The following is an 18,367-nucleotide window of genomic DNA, read 5'->3' on the forward strand; positions in this document are numbered from 1 at the left end:
ATGAACAGAGCGTACCGGATAGTCTGGAGTGCAGCGCGCCAGGCGTGGATAGTGGCGTCAGAAAAGGCAGGCAGCGGCGGACGTCCGCCGCTGGCGGTGAAGAAGGTGGCGGGCGCTCTCCTGCTGCTGGGCGTGGCGGGCGCGGCGGCGGCGGCTACCTATAATGGCTCACAGGTTACCTATTATAACCCCCTCACGCTTAACTCAGGGGACACTGCCAACAGCGCCGTAGTATCAGGCGGGGGAACCCTCAATGTAAACAGCGGTGGGCTGGCGACCAGCAGTTATGTTGGTGGCTCCGCGTTTGTCGGCTATTACCTGCCAACGATCAGCGTCAACAACGGCGGTACTGTCACGGGCACAACAGTCGCATCGGGCGGTCATCTTTATGTGAGCAGCGGCGGCACGGCCACCAGTACCGCACTGAACTCTGGCGGCTTTCTCAACGTCGCCTCTGGTGGCACTGCCACCAGTATCAGCCAGGCCTCCGGCGGTGCACTTCAGGCGTATGCCGGTGCAACTCTCAGCGGCACAAATGCGCTCGGCGGATTCTCTGTCAGCAATGGCCAGGCGAACAGTCTGCTGCTGGAAAACGGCGGATTTCTGTATGTGCAAAGTGGTCAGTCTGCCGTCAGTACCACTGTACAGTCAGGCGGTGCGCTGCGGATTTATGACGGTGGCACCGCGACACAGGTGGCGCAGTCAGCTGGCGGAGCATTGCAGGCATGGACGGGCGCAACGGTAAGCGGCACCAACACGCTGGGCGGATTTTCTGTCAGCAGTGGCCTTGCCAGCAATGTCCTGCTGGAAAATGGTGGTTTTTTGTACGTGGAAAACGGCAACTCTGCGGTCAGCACAACAATCAGGACAGGCGGAACGCTGACTGTATACGACGGCGGCAGTGCGAGCAGTGTGTCGCAGTCGTCGGGCGGCGCACTGCAGGCCTACACGGGCGCGACTGTCAGCGGCACGAACGCACTCGGCAATTTCTCTGTCAGCAACGGAGTGGCCAGTAATCTGTTGCTCGAAAACGGCGGTTTTTTATATGTGCTGTCAGGTAACCATGCTTCGGGTACGACCGCTAACCAGGGCGGGATTGAGTACGTTGTCAACGGAGGCTCTGCTGTCAGCACCACTGTCAACTCTGGCGGCATTCTGGTCGTCTATGACGGCGGTTCTGCAGCTACAGTAGCGCAGTCTTCCGGTGGCGCACTCCAGACATATACGGGGGCAACCGTAAGCGGCACCAATGTTCTTGGCAGTTTCTCCGTGAGCGGCGGACAGGCAAACAGTCTGCTGCTGGAAAACGGCGGCAGACTGTTCGTGGAGACTGGCGGCAATGCCTCCGGCACCGTCATCAGGCAGAACGGCGTTCAGTACGTCAGCAGCGGGGGTTCTGCTGTAAGCACAGCCATTAACTCTGGCGGCATTCTGGTCGTCTATGACGGCGGCTCTGCCGCTGCCGTCGCGCAATCCTCCGGAGGCGCGTTGCAGACTTACACCGGCGCAACCGTAAGCGGCACCAACGTGCTCGGCGGTTTCTCGGTCAGTGGTGGTCATGCAAACAGCCTGCTGCTGGAAAACGGCGGCAGACTGTTTGTTGAAGCCGGCGGCTCCGCAGTCAGTACCACAATCAAAAGTGGTGGTTATGAACAGGTATACAGTGGCGGTACGACCAGTTCCGCTCTGGTTTCAGGAGGCCAGCAGTACATCATGTACGGCGGCACTGGTTACGGGGCAACAGTCAGCGGTTATGGTTACATTAACAACTACGGTTCAGTCATTTCTTCAGTAATCAACGGCGGAACGTTGTATGTCCAGAACGGTGGTGTCGCAAAATCGTCACTGGTGAATTCTGGCGGAACTGAATACGTCAATAATGGTGGTGTGACATCGTCGACAGCGGTAAACACAGGGGGATACCAGTATATTAATGCGGGAGGCACTGTATCTTCGACCACGCTGTCCGGAGGGGCTCAAACGGTATACGGTAATGCTACGTCAACCAGTGTCACTGCCGGCGGTACGCAGAACGTTTACAGTGGCGGAGCAGCATCCGGCACAAGTGTAAGCAGCAGCGGTATGGTTAACGTCATGAGTGGCGGTTCAGCACTGAGTACTGCGGTCAACACGGGCGGTATCATGAATGTGTTTTCAGGCAGCACGGTGACCTCCACCGTTGTTTCTGGCGGCACGCAGTATATTAATAATGGTGCCGTTGCGACGTGGACAACCGTTACCGACGCAGGATTTGCTGTGGTTAATAACGGTGGTTCGCTCACCAGTGCCAGCGTAAATTCAGGTGGTACGCTCAGTGTGAGCTCAGGCGGTTCAGCAACCGGTGCCTCAGCTAACTCAGGCGGTACTGTTGCTGTTGCTGACGGTGGTATCGTGTCAGGCCTGACTCAGGCGTCCGGTGCAGCGTTACAGGCCAGCACCCGTGCGGTAGTGAGTGGAACAAATGCGCGCGGTACCTTCTCGGTCAGTGGCGGTCAGGCAAAAAATGTGCTTCTGGAAAACGGTGGGTTGCTGACCGTGCAGTCCGGCGATTTTTCCAGCGGCACTGTTGTTAATGCCGGAGGTACTGAGAGCGTATTCGGCAAAGCGCTGGGCACGGTTGTTAATGCTGACGGAAAATTATCCGTATTAAGCGGCGGCACAGCCTTGCAGGCGACGATTAATAGCGGCGGTTCGCTGTCGGTCAGTAGCGGGGGGATTGCGTCAGGTACAACTGTTGCTACGGGAGGCCTGCTGAATATCGCCGACGGCGCCGTCCTGACCCTTGCAAATAACAGCTTTGTTAACGAAGGTGTCACTACTTATGACACCAGCACCAGTGCCATACTTAACACCAATCTCACCGGCAGCGGCCAGCTCACCAAGAACGGCACGGGCCTGCTGACGCTGGGTGGAACCCTCAGCCAGTCTCAGGTCAACCTCAACGCCGGCTCGCTGGTGATGGACGGGTTACAGGCTTTCACGAACATCATCGCCCAGGCCGGTACCACACTGTCGCTGATTAACAGCGCCACGCTGACCGGTATCATCGACCCCACAGACGTGAACATCGACAGCAGCAGTACCTGGAACATCACTGGCGACTCCCTGGTGGACACCCTGACCAACGCCGGCAGCATCGTGTTTGTGCCGTCGCAGGGGGCATTTACCCCGCATACCCTGACGGCAACCAATCTGATCGGCAACGGCGGCACCATCACCCTCAACACCGTAGCGGGCGACAGCAGTTCTCCGGTTGATAAAGTCATCATCGACGGCGGCCGGGCCTCAGGCAGAACGGGACTACGCGTGCTCAACCGCGGCGGTCTGGGGGCACAGACCACCGGCAACGGTATTGCGGTTATTCAGGCCGTTAACGGAGCCACCACGGATGCAGGCGCGTTCAGCATGACGCAGCCCCTGGCTGCCGGTGCCTACTCTTACAGTCTGTACCGCAACGCTGACCAGAGCTGGTACCTGACGTCTCAGCAGACCGCGCAGAGTGGTTCAGCCAGTAACGACACTGTTCCGGCCGGGCCGGTGAATTACCGTGACGGCATGTGGAGCTACGCGGCGATGCCGTCACTGTCGATGGACTATGACCGCCTGGTGGCGGGCTCGGCCGACACCCGCTTCCACTACGCGCCGGACAGCCGCGTCTGGGGCCGCGTGGCCGCCGGCCAGCTCCGCCATCCAGACAGCGGCAGCCTCACGGGCGGCAGCGTACCGGAAAGCAGCAGCGCCTACAGCTTCTTCCAGCTGGGCGGCGACCTGTGGCAGCTTGACGGCGCAGACGCCGACTGGCGCGCGGGCATCTTTGGTGCCACCGGCCTGATGCGCAGCGACGTGTGGCGTGACGGCGGCAGTGCGGACGCCGGCACGGACCGTGACACGGTCTACACCGGCGGCGCTTACGTGTCAGGCCGCAGCCATGCCGGTCTGCATATTGACGGCCTGCTGCAGGCGAGCCGCCACAACCTGAAGGCAGCCTCAAATGACGACACGCGCCTGTCAACCCACGGCACGGGCTGGCTGGCGTCGGCAGAAGTGGGGCAGGCCTTCTCCGTCAGTCCTGCTCTGGCACTGGAGCCGCAGTTTCAGTACACGGTGCAGGGCCTGAGCCTGAACGACGGCCAGGACGAGGCAGCCTCGCTGAGCTGGTCTGACAGCCGCCGGCAGTCGGTGCGCGCCGGTCTGAAGCTGGGCACGCCGCAGGACGCGAAGGCAACGCTGGCCTGGTGGGTGACACCGTCGGTGACACAGTCGTACGCCGGACACAGCGGATTTACGGCGTCCGCGCCGGGCGTGGCGGGCTCAGAGGCATCATTCCGGAATAACCTGTCGGGCACCAGCGTGGGCCTGAACGGAGGTGTGAACGCACGCATCCGTCAGAACGTGACGCTGGGCGTACAGGGCGGCTGGTCTGAGTCGCTGCACGGCGGCGAGGCAGGCGGCTACTACGGTCTGGTCAATCTCGGCGTGTCATTCCGGTAGGACGGCAAATAATAAGCCGGGCATCGTTGCCCGGCTTATTATCATGAGACTTAAGTTGCATGGTCCGCTCTGTGCCAGAAGCGGACCTTCAGGCAACAATGTCATCGTTGCATAATGAAACAGATGATGAATAGTATTTTTTTACGTAAGTTAAATGCTGATTCCAGAGACAAATAAGGCTGTAAGCTTGGGCAGATTTAAGGGTAAACGGATACTAATTACTGGAGGCACGAGTGGCATGGGGCTGGCAGGCGCTCAGCGTATTGTCACGGAAGGTGGCCATGTAGTCATAACCGGTCTTAATGAAGAAAGACTGGAACGTGCACGCAGTCTGCTTCCTGCAGCTTCGCTTATTCTGAAAAGCGATGCTGCAAGCGAAGCTGATATACATGGGCTTGGTGAGGCTATTAAAGACTGGGGTTCACTTGATGGATTATGGCTAAATGGCGGTTATGCTGAAGTAGGCTCCCCGGAATCTGTAACGGCAGATTCTTTTAATAGTATGATGAACGTTAATGTGCGAGGCCCAATGCTACAGCAGGCAGCCCTGTCCGAATCGCTCAATTCAGGCGCGTCCATTTTGGTAACTTCTTCCTCCTCTGTCTATGAAGGTGCGGCGATGACAAGTCTGTATGCAGCGACGAAAGGTGCCATTATCGCTATGGTCAAAAGCTGGGCATCAGCGCTGGCTGAACGCGGTATCCGCGCTAACACAATTGGTGCCGGGTCCGATTGAAACCAACTTCAGGCACTTTATGCCAGAAGAGTCACGTCAGCAGTTTGAAGATTTTGTGGTAAGACAGGTTCCTTTAGGCCGAGCCGGAACAGCAGAAGAGGCCGCTGCAGTTGCACTTTTCCTGCTGTCCGATGACGCATCCTATGTTACCGGCAGCCAGTATGCTGTAGATGGTGGGTTGGTTCATTACTGAAGTTTTTTAAGGAGAGTAAATTCATATGCGCATTCCGGATTATCCTTCACAAGATTCCGATAAATGGGCTCAGGTAGATGCCTGGTTTTCTGAAAAGCTAGCCCCTGAAGATTCAGATTTAAAATACGCTCTCGCTAATAACTCAGCTCAAGGTTTGCCGACACATGACGTATCCTCTTTGCAGGGAAAAATGCTGGCTATTTTCATGCAAATGTCACGTGCCGTTCGTGTTCTTGAAATAGGCACACTTGGGGGGTATAGCACCCTATGGATGGCCAAAGCTCTTCCACCCCATGGAAGCATAACGACAATTGAATTCAACGAGCATCATGCAGAAGTGGCCAGTCAGAACATCAATAAAGCGGGGCTGGCTGAGCGCGTCACGTTGCACAGGGGAGCTGCGCTTGAGGTCTTACCCACGCTTGATGCGCCTTTTGACCTGATTTTTATCGATGCCGATAAAGTGAATAACCCCCACTACCTTGAATGGGCTATCAGATTGTCGAAACTAGGTACTGTTATCGTAGCAGATAACACCGTGCGCGGTGGCAATGTTATCGAATCTGGTAGTGAAGATCCGAACGTTATAGGCCTGCGAAAATTTGTAGAAATGATTTCTGAGGATGAGCGCCTTGAAGCGACGGCAGTTCAGACTGTTGGTGAAAAGGGATGGGATGGTTTCGTTCTAGCTATAGTTAAAACCCAATGATGCTATTTATCATTCAGGAAAACGCACTTATCTCCAGTGTTTATTAACAATTTCTGAATGATAAACACAAAACATTCAATTCCTCACAAAGCGAACATTGTTTATTGCACATGTCCGCTTTGTGCCAGAAGCGGACATTGTAATAAATGATAAGGTTTGAAACGCCAGAGTATTAATTGAATCTTACAGCGACTCAACCACCTCAAATTCTTCTGTGATCAGTTCCATATCGTCAGAAAAATGTCCTACACCCGAGAAAAACCTCTTATGCTCTTGCTGCCAGTATTCAAGACTTAAATCGCCTTCACCTTCTTTGCGGGCAAACTCCTCAGTAACATCACAATAACGAACCAGTTTCATTGAAACCAGTCTGGTCACGCAGACCGGGACGTTCTCTCCATCAAGGATGATGTTATAGCTACCAATTTTCGGGGCAGGCTCTTCCTGCTGGTAAGAGATAAGAGAGCCGCAGGAGGCCGTTTTGATCCCTTTTTTAATCAGGTCAGCCAGATTGCTTGCCAGCTCTGGGCTGTCACCAAACTGCCAGGCAACTGCTCCTGGATACTTTGCTTTTAATACCTCAACTGTAGTCATTAACAGCCCTTTTATCGTCTATGAAAAATGTCATAAAGAGTTTTAACATATACTTTCCGGGCATTTAAAGAGATGCTATCACTCGGGTGCAGGGGTTCTCATCTGGCTCTGGGCGGACATCGGCCTACGTGTCAGTCCGCTTTGTGCTAAACGCGCACTTGTGATGGTAATTTTTTCCAGACAACATTTTTGCTACTTACGCGAATTCGGTAGCGCTCCTCTAAGACCGAACATATGACTTATCCGGAGGAGCGTTTTAGAATCGGCCAGGTACTGTATGTTGATGAGAAAATTATGAAAGCCCTGTCCATTGTACGGCCTGCCGGAACCCCAAATAGCAAACGGACTTAAAAGGCTGGAAATAAGGAAGTGGTTTCCTGACGTTCGAAGCGGGGAAAAGATATTACTGATTGAAAACGAAAACTTTCTTATGGAAGAGGGGCAGCAGGCGGTGCGGAAAGCAGTAGCCATCATCACATTGGGAGACATCAGAGAATTTAAACGTGAAGATGTCCTTGCCGCTTGCGCATCTTATTATGAAGAAGGTTGGTTAGCCCGGGAGATAAAAACCGTCCAGAAAATCGAGAACGCTTTCTCAATCCGGGCAGCCCGGAAGCTTTACGATGTGGATGATTCAGTGCTTACTTCCGCTCGCCTGATAAAGATTCGGTGAAACGCCTTTTCCACCGAACCGTGCAACCGGGCCAGTCAGAAGGCTATAATGTCTGTCGCAATCCATACGTTAAAGGAAGAAATGATGAAAACAGGACTGATTTCTATGAGCCTGCTGGCTGCCATACTGCTCACCGGCTGCGACGAGGGCGCAAAGAGCGAGGAATGGTATAAGGCTCACGACAACGAGCGTAAAGCGAAATATGAGGAATGCCGTAAAGACTCCAATCCGCGCGCCACTGAAGACTGCCGCAACGCAATTGATGCCGGTGTCCACGGAGGCCAATTTACAAAGAGCCCAGAAAAGGGCTGGTAAAACCAAATGAGCCGCCGCGAGGCGGTTTTTTTACGTCCTTTTTCAGAAATTAGGTATAAGGCCAATGTTACCGAATCACCCTGATGAAGCGTTGAATCCTATATACCGAACTATAACTGAATATACCAGATATACTGGTTAGACGGCCAAAGTCTGGACAGAGCGCGCCATTTTCCCTCGGCAACTTTCGGCAAGACTTCGGCAGCGGAGACATTAAACGAATGCGTTTTACCGCCAACAGAGTTTTTGCTTTGTAACAGACTTTAAAATGGTGACCTGTTCCCTTTGAATTAATACGCTGTTTCAGTGGCTATTCTTCATTTAGTGTTGGATAACTTCGAACGTCCGCTTTTGACAGACCTCTTTCATCATCAAAAAAATCAATGAGTGTCGATGAACCAGCCGTTCACCGCTTGCCTAAAAAGCATAAAAAAACCGCCTTGCGGCGGCTTGTGTATTTTACCATTTTTTATTGGGCCGCGCGAAGCGGGCGTTGCGGCAGTCATCGGTGTCACTCACTTTGATGTCTTTGCTGCATTCCGCCACCTTCGCGTCGCGCTCTTTTTCATGCGTTTTGTACCACTCAATGCTTTTTGCATCCGCGTCACAGCCGGTGAGCAGTATGGTAGCCAGCAGGCTCAGAGAAATCAGTCCCGTTTTCATCACATCTTCCTTTGAATGTTTGAAATGCTGATAAAATTATAGCTTACCAGCCAGTTTGCTTCACCAGACCGCACAATACTTTAGATAATTCATTAGCATAAGCGGTTTAAAATTTTAAGATTTTACTTACTCCTGAATGATCAAGTTCGTGAAATCAGTTACTAACACCATGCTATCAGATTGATAAATTTCAGGGTGTAATAGCCCTGTTTAAACCGGACACTTCACCAGTAAGACATAGTCATATAGCTATATTTCAGGAGTGTTCTGTAATGAAAATACGAATGTCCGCTTATCGCTCAAAGCGGACACTGTCTGATGAAGACCAGAAACTTGTTTCATAAACCAACACTGACGAGACTTACTGCAGGATTTTCACGTCGTACCGCGCCAGTCAGCAGCGCGGTACTCCGATCAGAAATGCTTCCAGCCTTCGTCCCTGTTCGTTACGCCAGTGCCTGTTTCCGGCGTACTGAATTTCTGCCCTACGGGTTCATAAGCCGCATTAACAGAAGACCTAATGACCTGATTACCCAGACTGAAAACGGATACGGCCTGGAGAAGCCGTTCGGCCTGATCTTTAAGGCTCGCAGCCGCTGAGGCAGATTCCTCGACCAGCGAGGCATTCTGTTGCGTGGTGCTGTCCATCTCCGTTACCGCAATGCCTACCTGTTCAATACCACGGGCCTGTTCGGCGCTTGAGGAGGTGATTTCCTCCACGGTGTCAGTCAGCTTTCCGACCGCAGAGAGGATGCCTGACATTGTTTCAGAAGCGTGTAACACCAGTTTGTTACCTTCTTCGACGCTGTGCGCATTTGCCTCAATAAGCTGACGTATTTCACCGGCAGCTGTTGCGCTGCGCTGCGCCAGAGACCTGACCTCACTGGCCACCACGGCAAAACCCCGGCCGTGTTCACCCGCCCTTGCTGCCTCAACCGCGGCGTTGAGCGCAAGGATATTCGTCTGGAATGCGATTCCGTCAATCACGGCGGTAATCTCGGCAATACGGCCGGAGCTTTCGCTGATGGTCTTCATGGTCCCGGTAATGGCGCCGGTGGCATCACTGCCTTTATTTGCCACATCGCGTACGCCCACTGCCAGTTGTCCCGCCTGCCGTGCGTTTTCCGCATTGTTCCTGACGGTCATACCCAGCTGCGTCATGGTTGCCGCTGTCTGCTCCAGCGCACTGGCCTGCTCTTCAGTTCGTTGTGAGAGGTCAGCGTTCCCCTGCGCAATCTGGTTGCTGGCCGATGCAACACTTTCCGCATTGCTTCTTACCTGGCTGACGGTGTTAATCAGCGAATCCTGCATGTCACGAATGGCTGACAGCAGTACCCCTGTCTCATCTTTATGACCAGCATGCACCGCGCCACTCAGGTCACCCAGGGCCACGCGGCGTGCAGCCTGAACAGCCTCCGTAAGCGGCCGCGTGATACTCCGGGTAATGAACAGTGCGGATATGGCAGCGAGCAGTACTGCAACAATACCTGCGGTAATGAGTATCATCAGTGCTGACGAACGGTCTGCGCGCGCCTGTGCAGCAGCGGTAATCATCCGCGCTTCCTGGTGGTCCTGCAGTTGTTTCAGGGAGGCCATGAATTCCCCCTGGCTCTGATAGCGCGGACCGAAAAGCAGCTGCGTGGCTTCGTCGTTCTTACCGTTTTTCGCGAGGGCCACAACTTCATCAAGGAAAGGTAAAAAGAGGTCTGCCCGGTCCGTGAGACGCTTAAAGATTTCCAGCCCTGTGGGTGAGCTCACCTGTTTCCGGAGCAGCTCGAGCAGGCTGTCAAGCTCATGCCTTTCGCTGCGGTAGTCGCTGATGGCTTTCTCTCTCTGAGACTCGTCCCTGAGGAGAATTGCATTGCGGGCGAGGCGACTCATGTCTGATGTGAGATAGCGCAGAGACTGGGAGGCGGAGGACTTACTGTAAAGGCTGCCTGAAATTTCATCGTTCGCACTGCCGAGCGAGTTAATCTTAAGGACGCCAATCAGCACCATGATAATCACAAGTAATGCCATAAAGCCGAAGGCCGCACTGAGTCTTATACCTATTTTTATATTATTCATAAAGGTTCCCTGATGTAGGGTATCAGCACTGATGTATTGAGGCGTCAGTGCTGATACAGAAGCTCTCCTGCGCTGCAGAAGGACGATGTAGCACATTTCCGCTTTTTATATGACGGAATTATTACTATCGGCAGCGATTAAAGAATGTTCATTCTGACTGTACCAGACCTGAAAGCCGGAGAGAGCGCATGGCTGTTTTGAGTTATCGTTAAACTGGGACGGGCTATTCACTGTGTTCAGCAACCGCCTCTGAGTTTTACGAATCCTTGGTCATCAACTTCCTGCCGTTCGCCGGGGTTGAAAGGATTACCTGAATTTCTTCTTTGCTGAAAGCCCGCATAAATACTCAGGGAATAGAGGGGGTAGGATAGGGCACGATCTATCTATGCGACGGTGACTGTATTAGGCGGGCGTACGGCGCCGTTCAACATTATTTGCGCCATCTTTTACTTTAAGCGCCGTTCACATGCTTCTTAAGCAGCATTTGAAAGTAGGAGATTGATTCAGAGCAAAAAGTCCGCTTTGTGCCAAAAGCGGACATTGGTAGCTGGTAAAAGCTGTAGTGATACTTCGCCGGAGAGAGTAGACCTGTCCGGTTTAGATATCGAAGAATATTTATCTGATTTCGTTTTTTGCAAAACTGCTGTTTAGGTTTTTCAGCACTTCATTGATACCTCTGCTTACAATCCGGTCTTCCCGCATGACTGTCCCGAGAGTCCGGTGAAGAGAGGGCGTCACAGAGTAAAGATCGAGCCCCGATCTTTCCTCAATGCATGCAACGGACATTCTGGGAACAATGCTGTAGCCAAGACCGGCACGGACCATTCTTTTAATAGCTTCGATACTGCCAAGCTCCATGACCGGGCAGGCAATATGTCCCGTCTCCCGGAACCACTGGTCAATCAGGGCGCGTGTCCCGCTTCCCGGTTCAAAGATAATCAGCGGCAGCGGCAGCAAAGCGCCCGGATTCCATATTTTCGCACTCGGCTCTGATGCATCCTTTTCCATGATGACAACAAACTCATCCGTACCCAGCGGGATGATGCTCAGGTTTTTACCTGCAGCTGGCAGAGTCACCAGGCCAATATCAATACGATTTTCCTCCACGCCCCGCACTATATCGGAAGTGTTACCTGTGCGTACGTCCACCTTCAGCAGGGGATGGGCCTGCCGCAGTTGCTGTAGTAAGGGGGGAAGTAAATGAATACAGGCCGTTGCGCCTGTGCCAACAGTAACAGTGCCGGTTATCTCATCAGAATGCTGGCACACCGATTCAACTGCTGTACTTACCACTGCATCAATTTTCATGCTGTGCTCAACGAGAGTCAGCCCGGCTGGCGTGGGCCTTACTCCCCGGCTGGTTCGCTCAATAAGCCGGACCTGAAGCGCCTGCTCCAGTTGTCTTATATGCAGGCTCACTGCCGGCTGCGACAGACCAAGTGCTTCAGCCGCTCCGGAGAAACTGCCCCGGCTGACGACCAGTCTGAAAGTAGCCAGGTGATCGAGGTTCAGGTTTGCCATGCCAAAATTTTCCTTATGCCGCTGATAAGTCCTGCTGCCTGTCTGAAATTATTCATTCCGGTTAGTCTCTGCTTATGACCGCAGAAGGAGCCGTAACGATGGAAATAACCGAAGCAGATGAACGACATATTCCTGCCATCCAGCAGATTTATGCTTATCACGTATTGCATGGCACCGCCACTTTTGAAACTGAACCGCCGGATCCGGCTGAAATGACAGCCCGCCTGAAAAAGGTGCGTGCAGCAGGACTGCCTTGGTTTGTGGCTGTTGAGGACGGCAATGTCCGCGGATACTGCTACCTGTCACTCTACCGGGAACGATGTGCCTACAGATTCACCCTGGAGAATTCTGTATATATTGCCCCCAACTTTCAGGGCCAGGGGATCGGAAAAAAGTTGTTATTGAGTGCGGTCACATGGGCAGAGGACCGTAGCTTTCGCCAGCTCGTGGCCGTAGTTGGAAACAGCGAAAATAGCGCCTCTCTTGCCCTGCATCGCGCGGCAGGCTTCAGCATTACAGGAACGCTCAGATCTGTGGGCTTCAAGCACGGACGCTGGCTTGATACGGTCATCATGCAGCGTACGCTCGGGCAGGGCGACGCCACATTTCCGGAGAGCACGGGTTGACTGACGAGCATCTGACAGGCCGCACCATTTTCTGCATTGGCATGACGCAGCTAATCAACTGGGGTATCACATTCTATATGCCGGGGGTCTTCGGGACCGCCATCATGTCGGAGACAGGCCGGTCACCAGTTGTGACATTCTCCGGGCTGACTATTGCCATGCTTGTTATGGGGCTTGTCTCGCCACTTACCGGCCCCCTTATAGCACGTACCGGCGGGCGTACGGTGATGATGGTGGGAACCTTCGTCATAGTCCTCGGTTGTTTTCTGATGGCTTTTACCCATTCAACAACATCGTGGGTTGCCGTTTGGCTCCTGATGGGAGCTGGCATGCGACTTGCCCTGTATGATGCCGCATTTGCGCTGCTTGTAGAAATTGCAGGCGCAGAGGCCCGCCGGGCAATCACCCTGGTCACACTGCTGGGTGGTCTCGCGTCAGTCGCGTTCTGGCCTGCTGGCGCTGCGCTACTGCACTTTACCGACTGGCGGCATGCCATTATCGTTTACGGCTGTGCAGGCATTGTCAGCCTGCTTTTTTTGACCACCGTTCCGGCAGGTTATCGGCGTCAACCTCCCGTTGCCGGGCAGCCCGCTCTTCAGGCGATCGGACCAGCAGAAGACCGGAAAGCCTTCATCAGCGGCCTGTGGTACGCCACGCTGATAGCGCTGATAAGCTTTGTTTCCACCGGCGTGTCCGCTCATTTTCCTCAGATACTGGCCGCTTATGGTATGCCCGCCGTAGCGGGTATGTTGTGGGGGGTGGGACAGGTGAGCGCCAGACTGCTGGACGTGGCTTCCGGTGCACGTACTTCAGCGATCCGTCTGAGCCTGTTTACCGGCATTATTCTGCCATTATGCTTTCTGGTTGGCCTTGCAGGGAATGTTACCCCGGTGGCTACAGCCATCTTTATTCTGAGTTACGGGGCTGTAAACGGACTGAGTACGGTCATTAAGGCCGTCCTGCCTCTTTTGCTGTTTGATCCGCAGCAGTATGCCCGTAAAACAGGCTTACTGCTGTCACCCGCTTTTTTGCTCGCGGCGCTCGCGCCGTCAGTTTACGCCATACTGCTGGAGCAATACGGCACACCCGGCACGCTGCTTTTATCTGCCATCCTTACCCTGTTCATCACGGCGATTTCCATAGTGATCTGGCGTCGTCATCCTTCCTCTGCTGGACCGAACCGGGATAAGGGCGAGCCATCCATTCCGGGGAAAAATATTCGACGCTGATTATATTTCTATTATTCTGGAAATATAGTTCAAGGAGGGCGTATGGATTTAAAAACAGCAGCAAATGCGCTTCGGGAGCTGGGGCACCCGACCCGTCTTAGCGTATACCGGGAGCTGGTGAGAGCGGGTCATGACGGCCTGCCAGTCGGTGTTCTGCAGAAGCGCCTCGGTATTCCGCCCTCCACGCTCAGTCATCATATTTCGGCGCTGATGTCCGCGGGCCTGATCAGCCAGGAACGGCAGAGCCGTACCTTGTTTTGCAGACCTTCCTATACGCAGCTTGAACAACTGATGGCCTTTCTTACAGAAGAATGCTGCGCAGGCAGTAGCTGCAGCCTGTCACCCGCGACGACTCACGAAGAGACCTCATTGTGAATGACATGAACGATACCCTGAAAAATGTTGATACTTCACTCCTGGACGTGCCGCTGACGGAAGATAAGCTGAGGGCTGCAGAAGTGGCGCACCCGCCCCGCATTCTGATGCTCTACGGCTCGCTGCGGGAACGATCTTATAGCCGGCTGACGACGGAAAAAGCCGCCCGGCTGCTGACGGCAATGGGTGCAGAGGTCAAAATTTTTAATCTGTCCGGTCTGCCACTGCCTGATGATGCCCCTGAAACGCATCCCAAAGTTGTGGAACTGCGTGAACTGGTTCTCTGGTCGGAAAGCATGATCTGGTGCTCCCCAGAGCGTCACGGCGCTATGACCGGCATCATGAAGGCGCAGATTGACTGGATACCGCTGACGTCAGGTGCGGTTCGCCCGTCGCAGGGAAAAACCCTGGCCGTCATGCAGGTCAGCGGCGGCTCGCAGTCTTTCAACGCAGTTAATCAGATGCGCATTCTGGGGCGCTGGATGCGTATGATTACTATCCCGAATCAGTCATCCGTGGCAAAAGCCTGGGCTGAATTTGATGAAGATGGTCGCATGAAGCCTTCGCCTTACTACGATCGCATCGTGGACGTAATGGAGGAGCTGATGAAGTTCACTCTGTTGACGCGCGGGCGCAGTGAGTACCTGACCGATCGCTACAGCGAAAGGAAAGAAAGTGCCGCGCAGCTCTCTGAGCGGGTTAATCAGCGCAGTATATGAAAAAAGCCGGCATCTGCCGGCTTCTGTTTTTGCGTCTCCCTTCCTGCCGGCAGCACACTGAAAAAATCAGTGGCTGATCCGGTTTCCGTGTTCATCAATGACTTTTTCGCCGTCCTCTTTCGTAAATGCTCCCTGCTGCGGGTCAGGCAGAATGTCCAGAACCGCTTCAGACGGACGACAGAGTCTTGTGCCGAGCGGCGTCACAACCACGGGGCGGTTGATGAGGATAGGGTGAGCCAGCATCGCATTCAGCAGTTCATCATCGTTGAACCGGTCTTCTGCCAGCTCCAGCTGCTCATACGGCTCTGTATTTTTGCGCAGCAGGGCGCGTGCGCTAATACCCATATCAGCTATCAGCTTTTTAAGCTCGTCGCGGGATGGTGGCATCTCCAGATACAAAATCACTGTTGGCTCCACGCCACTGTTACGGATAAGCGCCAGAGTATTACGGGACGTTCCGCAGGCCGGATTGTGATAAATAGTGATATCAGTCATAAACGGTACTCCGTTAAGGAGCTGCACAGACGCAGCCCCGGGGTTAAGGTTGAAAAGACAGGCGCAGGGCCAGCGCCCCCAGCGTCACAAAAAGTACCGGCAGGGTCATCACAATGCCCACGCGGAAGTAGTAGCCCCAGCTGATGGTGATGTTTTTCTGAGCCAGCACATGCAGCCACAGCAGTGTCGCCAGGCTGCCAATGGGTGTGATTTTCGGGCCGAGATCGCAGCCGATGATGTTGGCGTATACCATTGCCTCTTTAACCACGCCCAGAGCCGTGCTGCCGTCAATCGAAAGCGCGCCAATCAGCACGGTAGGCATGTTGTTCATTACGGAAGAGAGTGCCGCAGTCAGGAAGCCGGTGCCAAGTGTGGCGCCCCAGACGCCGTGCTCAGCAAAACGGTTCAAAGCAGCAGAGAGGTAATCTGTCAGGCCGGCGTTACGCAGGCCATATACCACGAGGTACATGCCCAGCGAGAAAATGACTATCTGCCAGGGCGCACCTTTCAGCACCTTGCGGGTGTCGATAACCTGTCCTTTTTGGGCAACCAGCCAGAGAACAAACGCCCCAACCGCTGCTACCAGGCTGACCGGTACTCCAAGGGGCTCAAGGCCGAAAAATCCGACCAGCAGCAGAAGTAAAATAAACCATCCAGCCCGAAAGGTGCGCATGTCGCGTATAGCTTCCGCTGGCGCTTTCAGCTTCGCCAGGTCATAGGTTGCCGGTATCTCTTTGCGGAAAAACAGATGCAGCATCACCAGGGTAGCCACCACGGAAGCAATATTCACCGGCACCATGACGGAAGCATACTCACTGAAGCCCAGCTTAAAGAAGTCCGCCGTGACGATGTTGACCAGGTTCGACACGATCAGCGGCAGGCTGGAAGTGTCCGCGATAAAGCCCGCAGCCATTACAAATGCCAGCGTGGCAGCCGGACTGAAGCCCAGCGCCAGGAGCATGGCAATAACGATTGGCGTCAGGATAAGCGCCGCGCCGTCATTGGCGAACAGCGATGCCACTGCCGCGCCCAGCAAAATAATATAGGTGAACAGCAGCCTTCCTCTGCCGCCTCCCCAGCGGGAAACATGGAGTGCTGCCCACTCAAAAAAGCCGGACTCATCTAACAGCAGGCTGATGATGATGACCGCGATAAACGTGGCCGTCGCATTCCAGACAATCTGCCATACCGCAGGAATATCACCGATATGCACCACGCCGGTCAGTAGCGCCAGAGCGGCCCCGATAACGGCACTCCAGCCAATACTCAGTCCTTTCGGCTGCCAGATAACCAGTACCAGCGTCAGAACAAAAATCGCACCCGCCAGAAACATATACTCTCCTTTGATACTGCACCTGTCAGACCTGGCGCAGAGAGCTTAAAGATACACATACGTTAAAACGCATATGAATAATTAAAAAATTTAAATGCAGATTGGCTTGCCGTTGGTGGTTACATTGTCCAGCTCAGCCTGCTGGCTGAGCTGCAGGATGTCATCCCGCTGGCACAGATAAGCCTGTTCAATTACAGCTGCCGCCCAAGCGGGCATATGAGGTGACAGCCGGTAATGAATCCACTTGCCATCACGCCTGTCGATAAGCAGACCGGCGTCCCGAAGTAATGCAAGATGACGAGAAATTTTGGGCTGAGATTCTCTGAGAGTAGATGTGAGTTCGCAGACGCAAAGTTCTCCCTTTTCCCGCAGCAACAGCACCAGACTGAGCCGTGTTTCGTCAGAAAGCGTTTTGAAAAGCTGTAGAGGATTGAGCTGAAGCATTAAAACTCCTGTTTAACAAACAGTGAGCAGTATCGCTAAGTAGGGGGTAGCGAGCAACTATACATTCGTTGAAACATATATATTTTTGGTGGTTTTTTATCTTGCAGGTCAGATATAGAGTACTTCGATAAATAAGTTGTAATCGTTCAAGGTCCGCTTTTCGCTCAAAGCGGACATCTTCCATACGTCCAAAGAAGCAATTAAGTAAGTTCAAGACTGGATATGACGTGCTTCAGCTCAGCAAACCTTTCACCCCGAATAGGCAATAGTGGACGAGGCAGGCAGTTTTCATCAGCCATTCCAAGAATACTGGCAGCAGCTGCGATGATTCTAAAACCACCACCGTACTGATGAAAAAGCTCCCAAAGTGGGCTGAGTCGTCCGTGATGTTCCCTTACTGCCGTGTGGTCACCCGCCACTGCCGCATCTGTTATTTTCTTTGCCACATCAGGGAAAAGACCACCAAATACAGAATACCAGACCTCACAGCCGGCTATAAGGCCGTTAGCAGCAGAGCTGTCACCACTGATGCCGATTGTCACGTCTGCAGGCAATATACCGCGTAGGTTCCTGACCCTGGAAGCGGCAGCTTCCATATCCGAAGGAACGGGCGGAATTTTGAGCGAATGTACGGCTGGCAGAGTTGCAATTTTACGGTGCAGGTTATCTGAGAAGGTAAAATGGGTTTTTCCAGGATTGTCATAGACGCAGAGGGGAACCGAGACATTGCGGGCTACCATTTCAAAGAGTTCGTATACTTCTTCTTCATATAGTGCCTGGTATGAAAGTGGAGGCAGGAGCAAAGCACTGGCGCCAGCTTCCTGCGCATCATCAGCCAGCCGTAACACTTCATCTGCGCTTACTGCTCCAACACACACCATTACTGGAATATTATCGGCATTGTCTACAGCCAGCCTGGCTATCTGCTCACGTTGTTCACGGGTCATATAGGCGTAACTACCTGTCGATCCAAGCACGCCGAGAGAATCGACTTTCGCATCTGTCAGTCTTCTCAGTATTCTCAGGAAGCTTTTCTCATCAGGAGAGCCTGATATAAACGGAGTGATTGGAAACGCGCTTAGACCTTTAAACATGACTTTTCCTCTTAAGTCTGACTTATAGCCTGATTGATAAACGACAAAGCTGTCACTGAGAAAGTTGCAGTAAGTCAGAGTCTACTTAAA

General features: G+C 53.4%; 16 protein-coding genes and 1 pseudogene. 9 read left to right on the forward strand and 8 right to left on the reverse strand.

Features of this window, described 5'->3' with window-relative positions:
- The 3 genes and pseudogenes from C1N59_RS20590 to C1N59_RS20600 all read left to right on the forward strand — a co-directional run bounded on the left by C1N59_RS20590 (position 1) and on the right by C1N59_RS20600 (position 6,129).
- Entirely contained in the window at positions 1–4,491 is a 4,491-nt protein-coding gene (locus C1N59_RS20590; protein ID WP_394551147.1) for an AIDA repeat-containing protein, read from the forward strand.
- Positions 4,492–4,678: 187 nt separating this feature from the next.
- Positions 4,679–5,420 (forward strand): annotated as a pseudogene (locus C1N59_RS20595) (SDR family oxidoreductase).
- 25 nt (positions 5,421–5,445) lie between these two features.
- Positions 5,446–6,129, forward strand: coding sequence for an O-methyltransferase (locus tag C1N59_RS20600; RefSeq protein WP_394551150.1), 684 nt, complete (start codon positions 5,446–5,448; stop codon positions 6,127–6,129).
- 183 nt (positions 6,130–6,312) lie between these two features.
- On the opposite strand, the gene C1N59_RS20605 is transcribed toward C1N59_RS20600, so the two are convergent.
- A complete protein-coding gene (locus tag C1N59_RS20605) occupies positions 6,313–6,723 on the reverse strand; it encodes an ASCH domain-containing protein (RefSeq protein ID WP_394550020.1) in 411 nt (136 codons plus the stop codon).
- 310 nt (positions 6,724–7,033) lie between these two features.
- Between C1N59_RS20605 and C1N59_RS20610 the strand changes: the two genes are divergently transcribed.
- Entirely contained in the window at positions 7,034–7,396 is a 363-nt protein-coding gene (locus C1N59_RS20610; RefSeq protein ID WP_394551152.1) for a hypothetical protein, read from the forward strand.
- Positions 7,397–7,444: 48 nt separating this feature from the next.
- Entirely contained in the window at positions 7,445–7,711 is a 267-nt protein-coding gene (locus C1N59_RS20615) for an EexN family lipoprotein (protein ID WP_394550018.1), read from the forward strand.
- Between the two features lie 459 nt (positions 7,712–8,170).
- Here the strand turns inward: C1N59_RS20615 and C1N59_RS20620 are convergent, their stop codons facing one another.
- From C1N59_RS20620 to C1N59_RS20630, 3 genes are all read right to left on the reverse strand, one after another.
- The gene (locus C1N59_RS20620; RefSeq protein WP_394550017.1) at positions 8,171–8,374 is read right to left on the reverse strand and encodes an EexN family lipoprotein; all 204 of its coding nucleotides are present in this window, start codon (positions 8,372–8,374) and stop codon (positions 8,171–8,173) included.
- 414 nt (positions 8,375–8,788) lie between these two features.
- On the reverse strand, positions 8,789–10,441 hold the full coding sequence (locus tag C1N59_RS20625; protein ID WP_394551154.1) for a methyl-accepting chemotaxis protein: 1,653 nt from the start codon (positions 10,439–10,441) through the stop codon (positions 8,789–8,791).
- A 615-nt stretch (positions 10,442–11,056) separates the two neighbouring features.
- Positions 11,057–11,962: a LysR family transcriptional regulator gene (locus C1N59_RS20630; RefSeq protein ID WP_028722792.1), complete on the reverse strand. Its 906-nt coding sequence runs from the start codon at positions 11,960–11,962 to the stop codon at positions 11,057–11,059.
- A 98-nt stretch (positions 11,963–12,060) separates the two neighbouring features.
- Between C1N59_RS20630 and C1N59_RS20635 the strand changes: the two genes are divergently transcribed.
- The 4 genes from C1N59_RS20635 to arsH are packed head-to-tail and all read left to right on the forward strand — an operon-like array spanning position 12,061 to position 14,911.
- Positions 12,061–12,588, forward strand: coding sequence for a GNAT family N-acetyltransferase (locus C1N59_RS20635; RefSeq protein WP_058702411.1), 528 nt, complete (start codon positions 12,061–12,063; stop codon positions 12,586–12,588).
- Positions 12,585–13,817 (forward strand): MFS transporter, encoded by a 1,233-nt coding sequence (locus C1N59_RS20640; RefSeq protein WP_394551156.1) that lies wholly within the window; start codon positions 12,585–12,587, stop codon positions 13,815–13,817. Before C1N59_RS20635 ends, C1N59_RS20640 begins: the two co-directional genes overlap by 4 nt.
- A gap of 42 nt (positions 13,818–13,859) precedes the next feature.
- On the forward strand, positions 13,860–14,192 hold the full coding sequence (locus C1N59_RS20645) for an ArsR/SmtB family transcription factor (protein ID WP_375096460.1): 333 nt from the start codon (positions 13,860–13,862) through the stop codon (positions 14,190–14,192).
- 5 nt (positions 14,193–14,197) lie between these two features.
- On the forward strand, positions 14,198–14,911 hold the full coding sequence (gene arsH, locus C1N59_RS20650) for an arsenical resistance protein ArsH (RefSeq protein ID WP_394551159.1): 714 nt from the start codon (positions 14,198–14,200) through the stop codon (positions 14,909–14,911).
- A 66-nt stretch (positions 14,912–14,977) separates the two neighbouring features.
- Here the strand turns inward: arsH and arsC are convergent, their stop codons facing one another.
- From arsC to C1N59_RS20670, 4 genes are all read right to left on the reverse strand, one after another.
- Positions 14,978–15,406, reverse strand: a complete 429-nt coding sequence (gene arsC, locus C1N59_RS20655; protein WP_054634131.1) for a glutaredoxin-dependent arsenate reductase — start codon at positions 15,404–15,406, stop codon at positions 14,978–14,980.
- Positions 15,407–15,449: 43 nt separating this feature from the next.
- A complete protein-coding gene (locus C1N59_RS20660) occupies positions 15,450–16,739 on the reverse strand; it encodes an arsenic transporter (RefSeq protein ID WP_394551161.1) in 1,290 nt (429 codons plus the stop codon).
- A 90-nt stretch (positions 16,740–16,829) separates the two neighbouring features.
- On the reverse strand, positions 16,830–17,183 hold the full coding sequence (locus C1N59_RS20665) for a metalloregulator ArsR/SmtB family transcription factor (protein WP_054634133.1): 354 nt from the start codon (positions 17,181–17,183) through the stop codon (positions 16,830–16,832).
- Positions 17,184–17,383: 200 nt separating this feature from the next.
- Positions 17,384–18,277 (reverse strand): dihydrodipicolinate synthase family protein, encoded by an 894-nt coding sequence (locus C1N59_RS20670; protein ID WP_394551164.1) that lies wholly within the window; start codon positions 18,275–18,277, stop codon positions 17,384–17,386.
- Between the last annotated feature and the right edge of the window lie 90 nt (positions 18,278–18,367).

The organism is Pantoea sp. SGAir0183 (assembly GCF_043545505.1).

Coding starts and splice junctions, on each gene's coding strand:
- C1N59_RS20590 (WP_394551147.1), top strand. CDS start 1: ATGAACAGAGCGTACCGGATAGTCTGGAGTGCAGCGCGCCAGGCGTGG.
- C1N59_RS20600 (WP_394551150.1), top strand. CDS start 5,446: ATGCGCATTCCGGATTATCCTTCACAAGATTCCGATAAATGGGCTCAG.
- C1N59_RS20605 (WP_394550020.1), bottom strand. CDS start 6,723: ATGACTACAGTTGAGGTATTAAAAGCAAAGTATCCAGGAGCAGTTGCC.
- C1N59_RS20615 (WP_394550018.1), top strand. CDS start 7,445: ATGTCTGTCGCAATCCATACGTTAAAGGAAGAAATGATGAAAACAGGA.
- C1N59_RS20620 (WP_394550017.1), bottom strand. CDS start 8,374: ATGAAAACGGGACTGATTTCTCTGAGCCTGCTGGCTACCATACTGCTC.
- C1N59_RS20625 (WP_394551154.1), bottom strand. CDS start 10,441: ATGAATAATATAAAAATAGGTATAAGACTCAGTGCGGCCTTCGGCTTT.
- C1N59_RS20630 (WP_028722792.1), bottom strand. CDS start 11,962: ATGGCAAACCTGAACCTCGATCACCTGGCTACTTTCAGACTGGTCGTC.
- C1N59_RS20635 (WP_058702411.1), top strand. CDS start 12,061: ATGGAAATAACCGAAGCAGATGAACGACATATTCCTGCCATCCAGCAG.
- C1N59_RS20645 (WP_375096460.1), top strand. CDS start 13,860: ATGGATTTAAAAACAGCAGCAAATGCGCTTCGGGAGCTGGGGCACCCG.
- arsH (WP_394551159.1), top strand. CDS start 14,198: ATGAACGATACCCTGAAAAATGTTGATACTTCACTCCTGGACGTGCCG.
- arsC (WP_054634131.1), bottom strand. CDS start 15,406: ATGACTGATATCACTATTTATCACAATCCGGCCTGCGGAACGTCCCGT.
- C1N59_RS20660 (WP_394551161.1), bottom strand. CDS start 16,739: ATGTTTCTGGCGGGTGCGATTTTTGTTCTGACGCTGGTACTGGTTATC.
- C1N59_RS20665 (WP_054634133.1), bottom strand. CDS start 17,183: ATGCTTCAGCTCAATCCTCTACAGCTTTTCAAAACGCTTTCTGACGAA.
- C1N59_RS20670 (WP_394551164.1), bottom strand. CDS start 18,277: ATGTTTAAAGGTCTAAGCGCGTTTCCAATCACTCCGTTTATATCAGGC.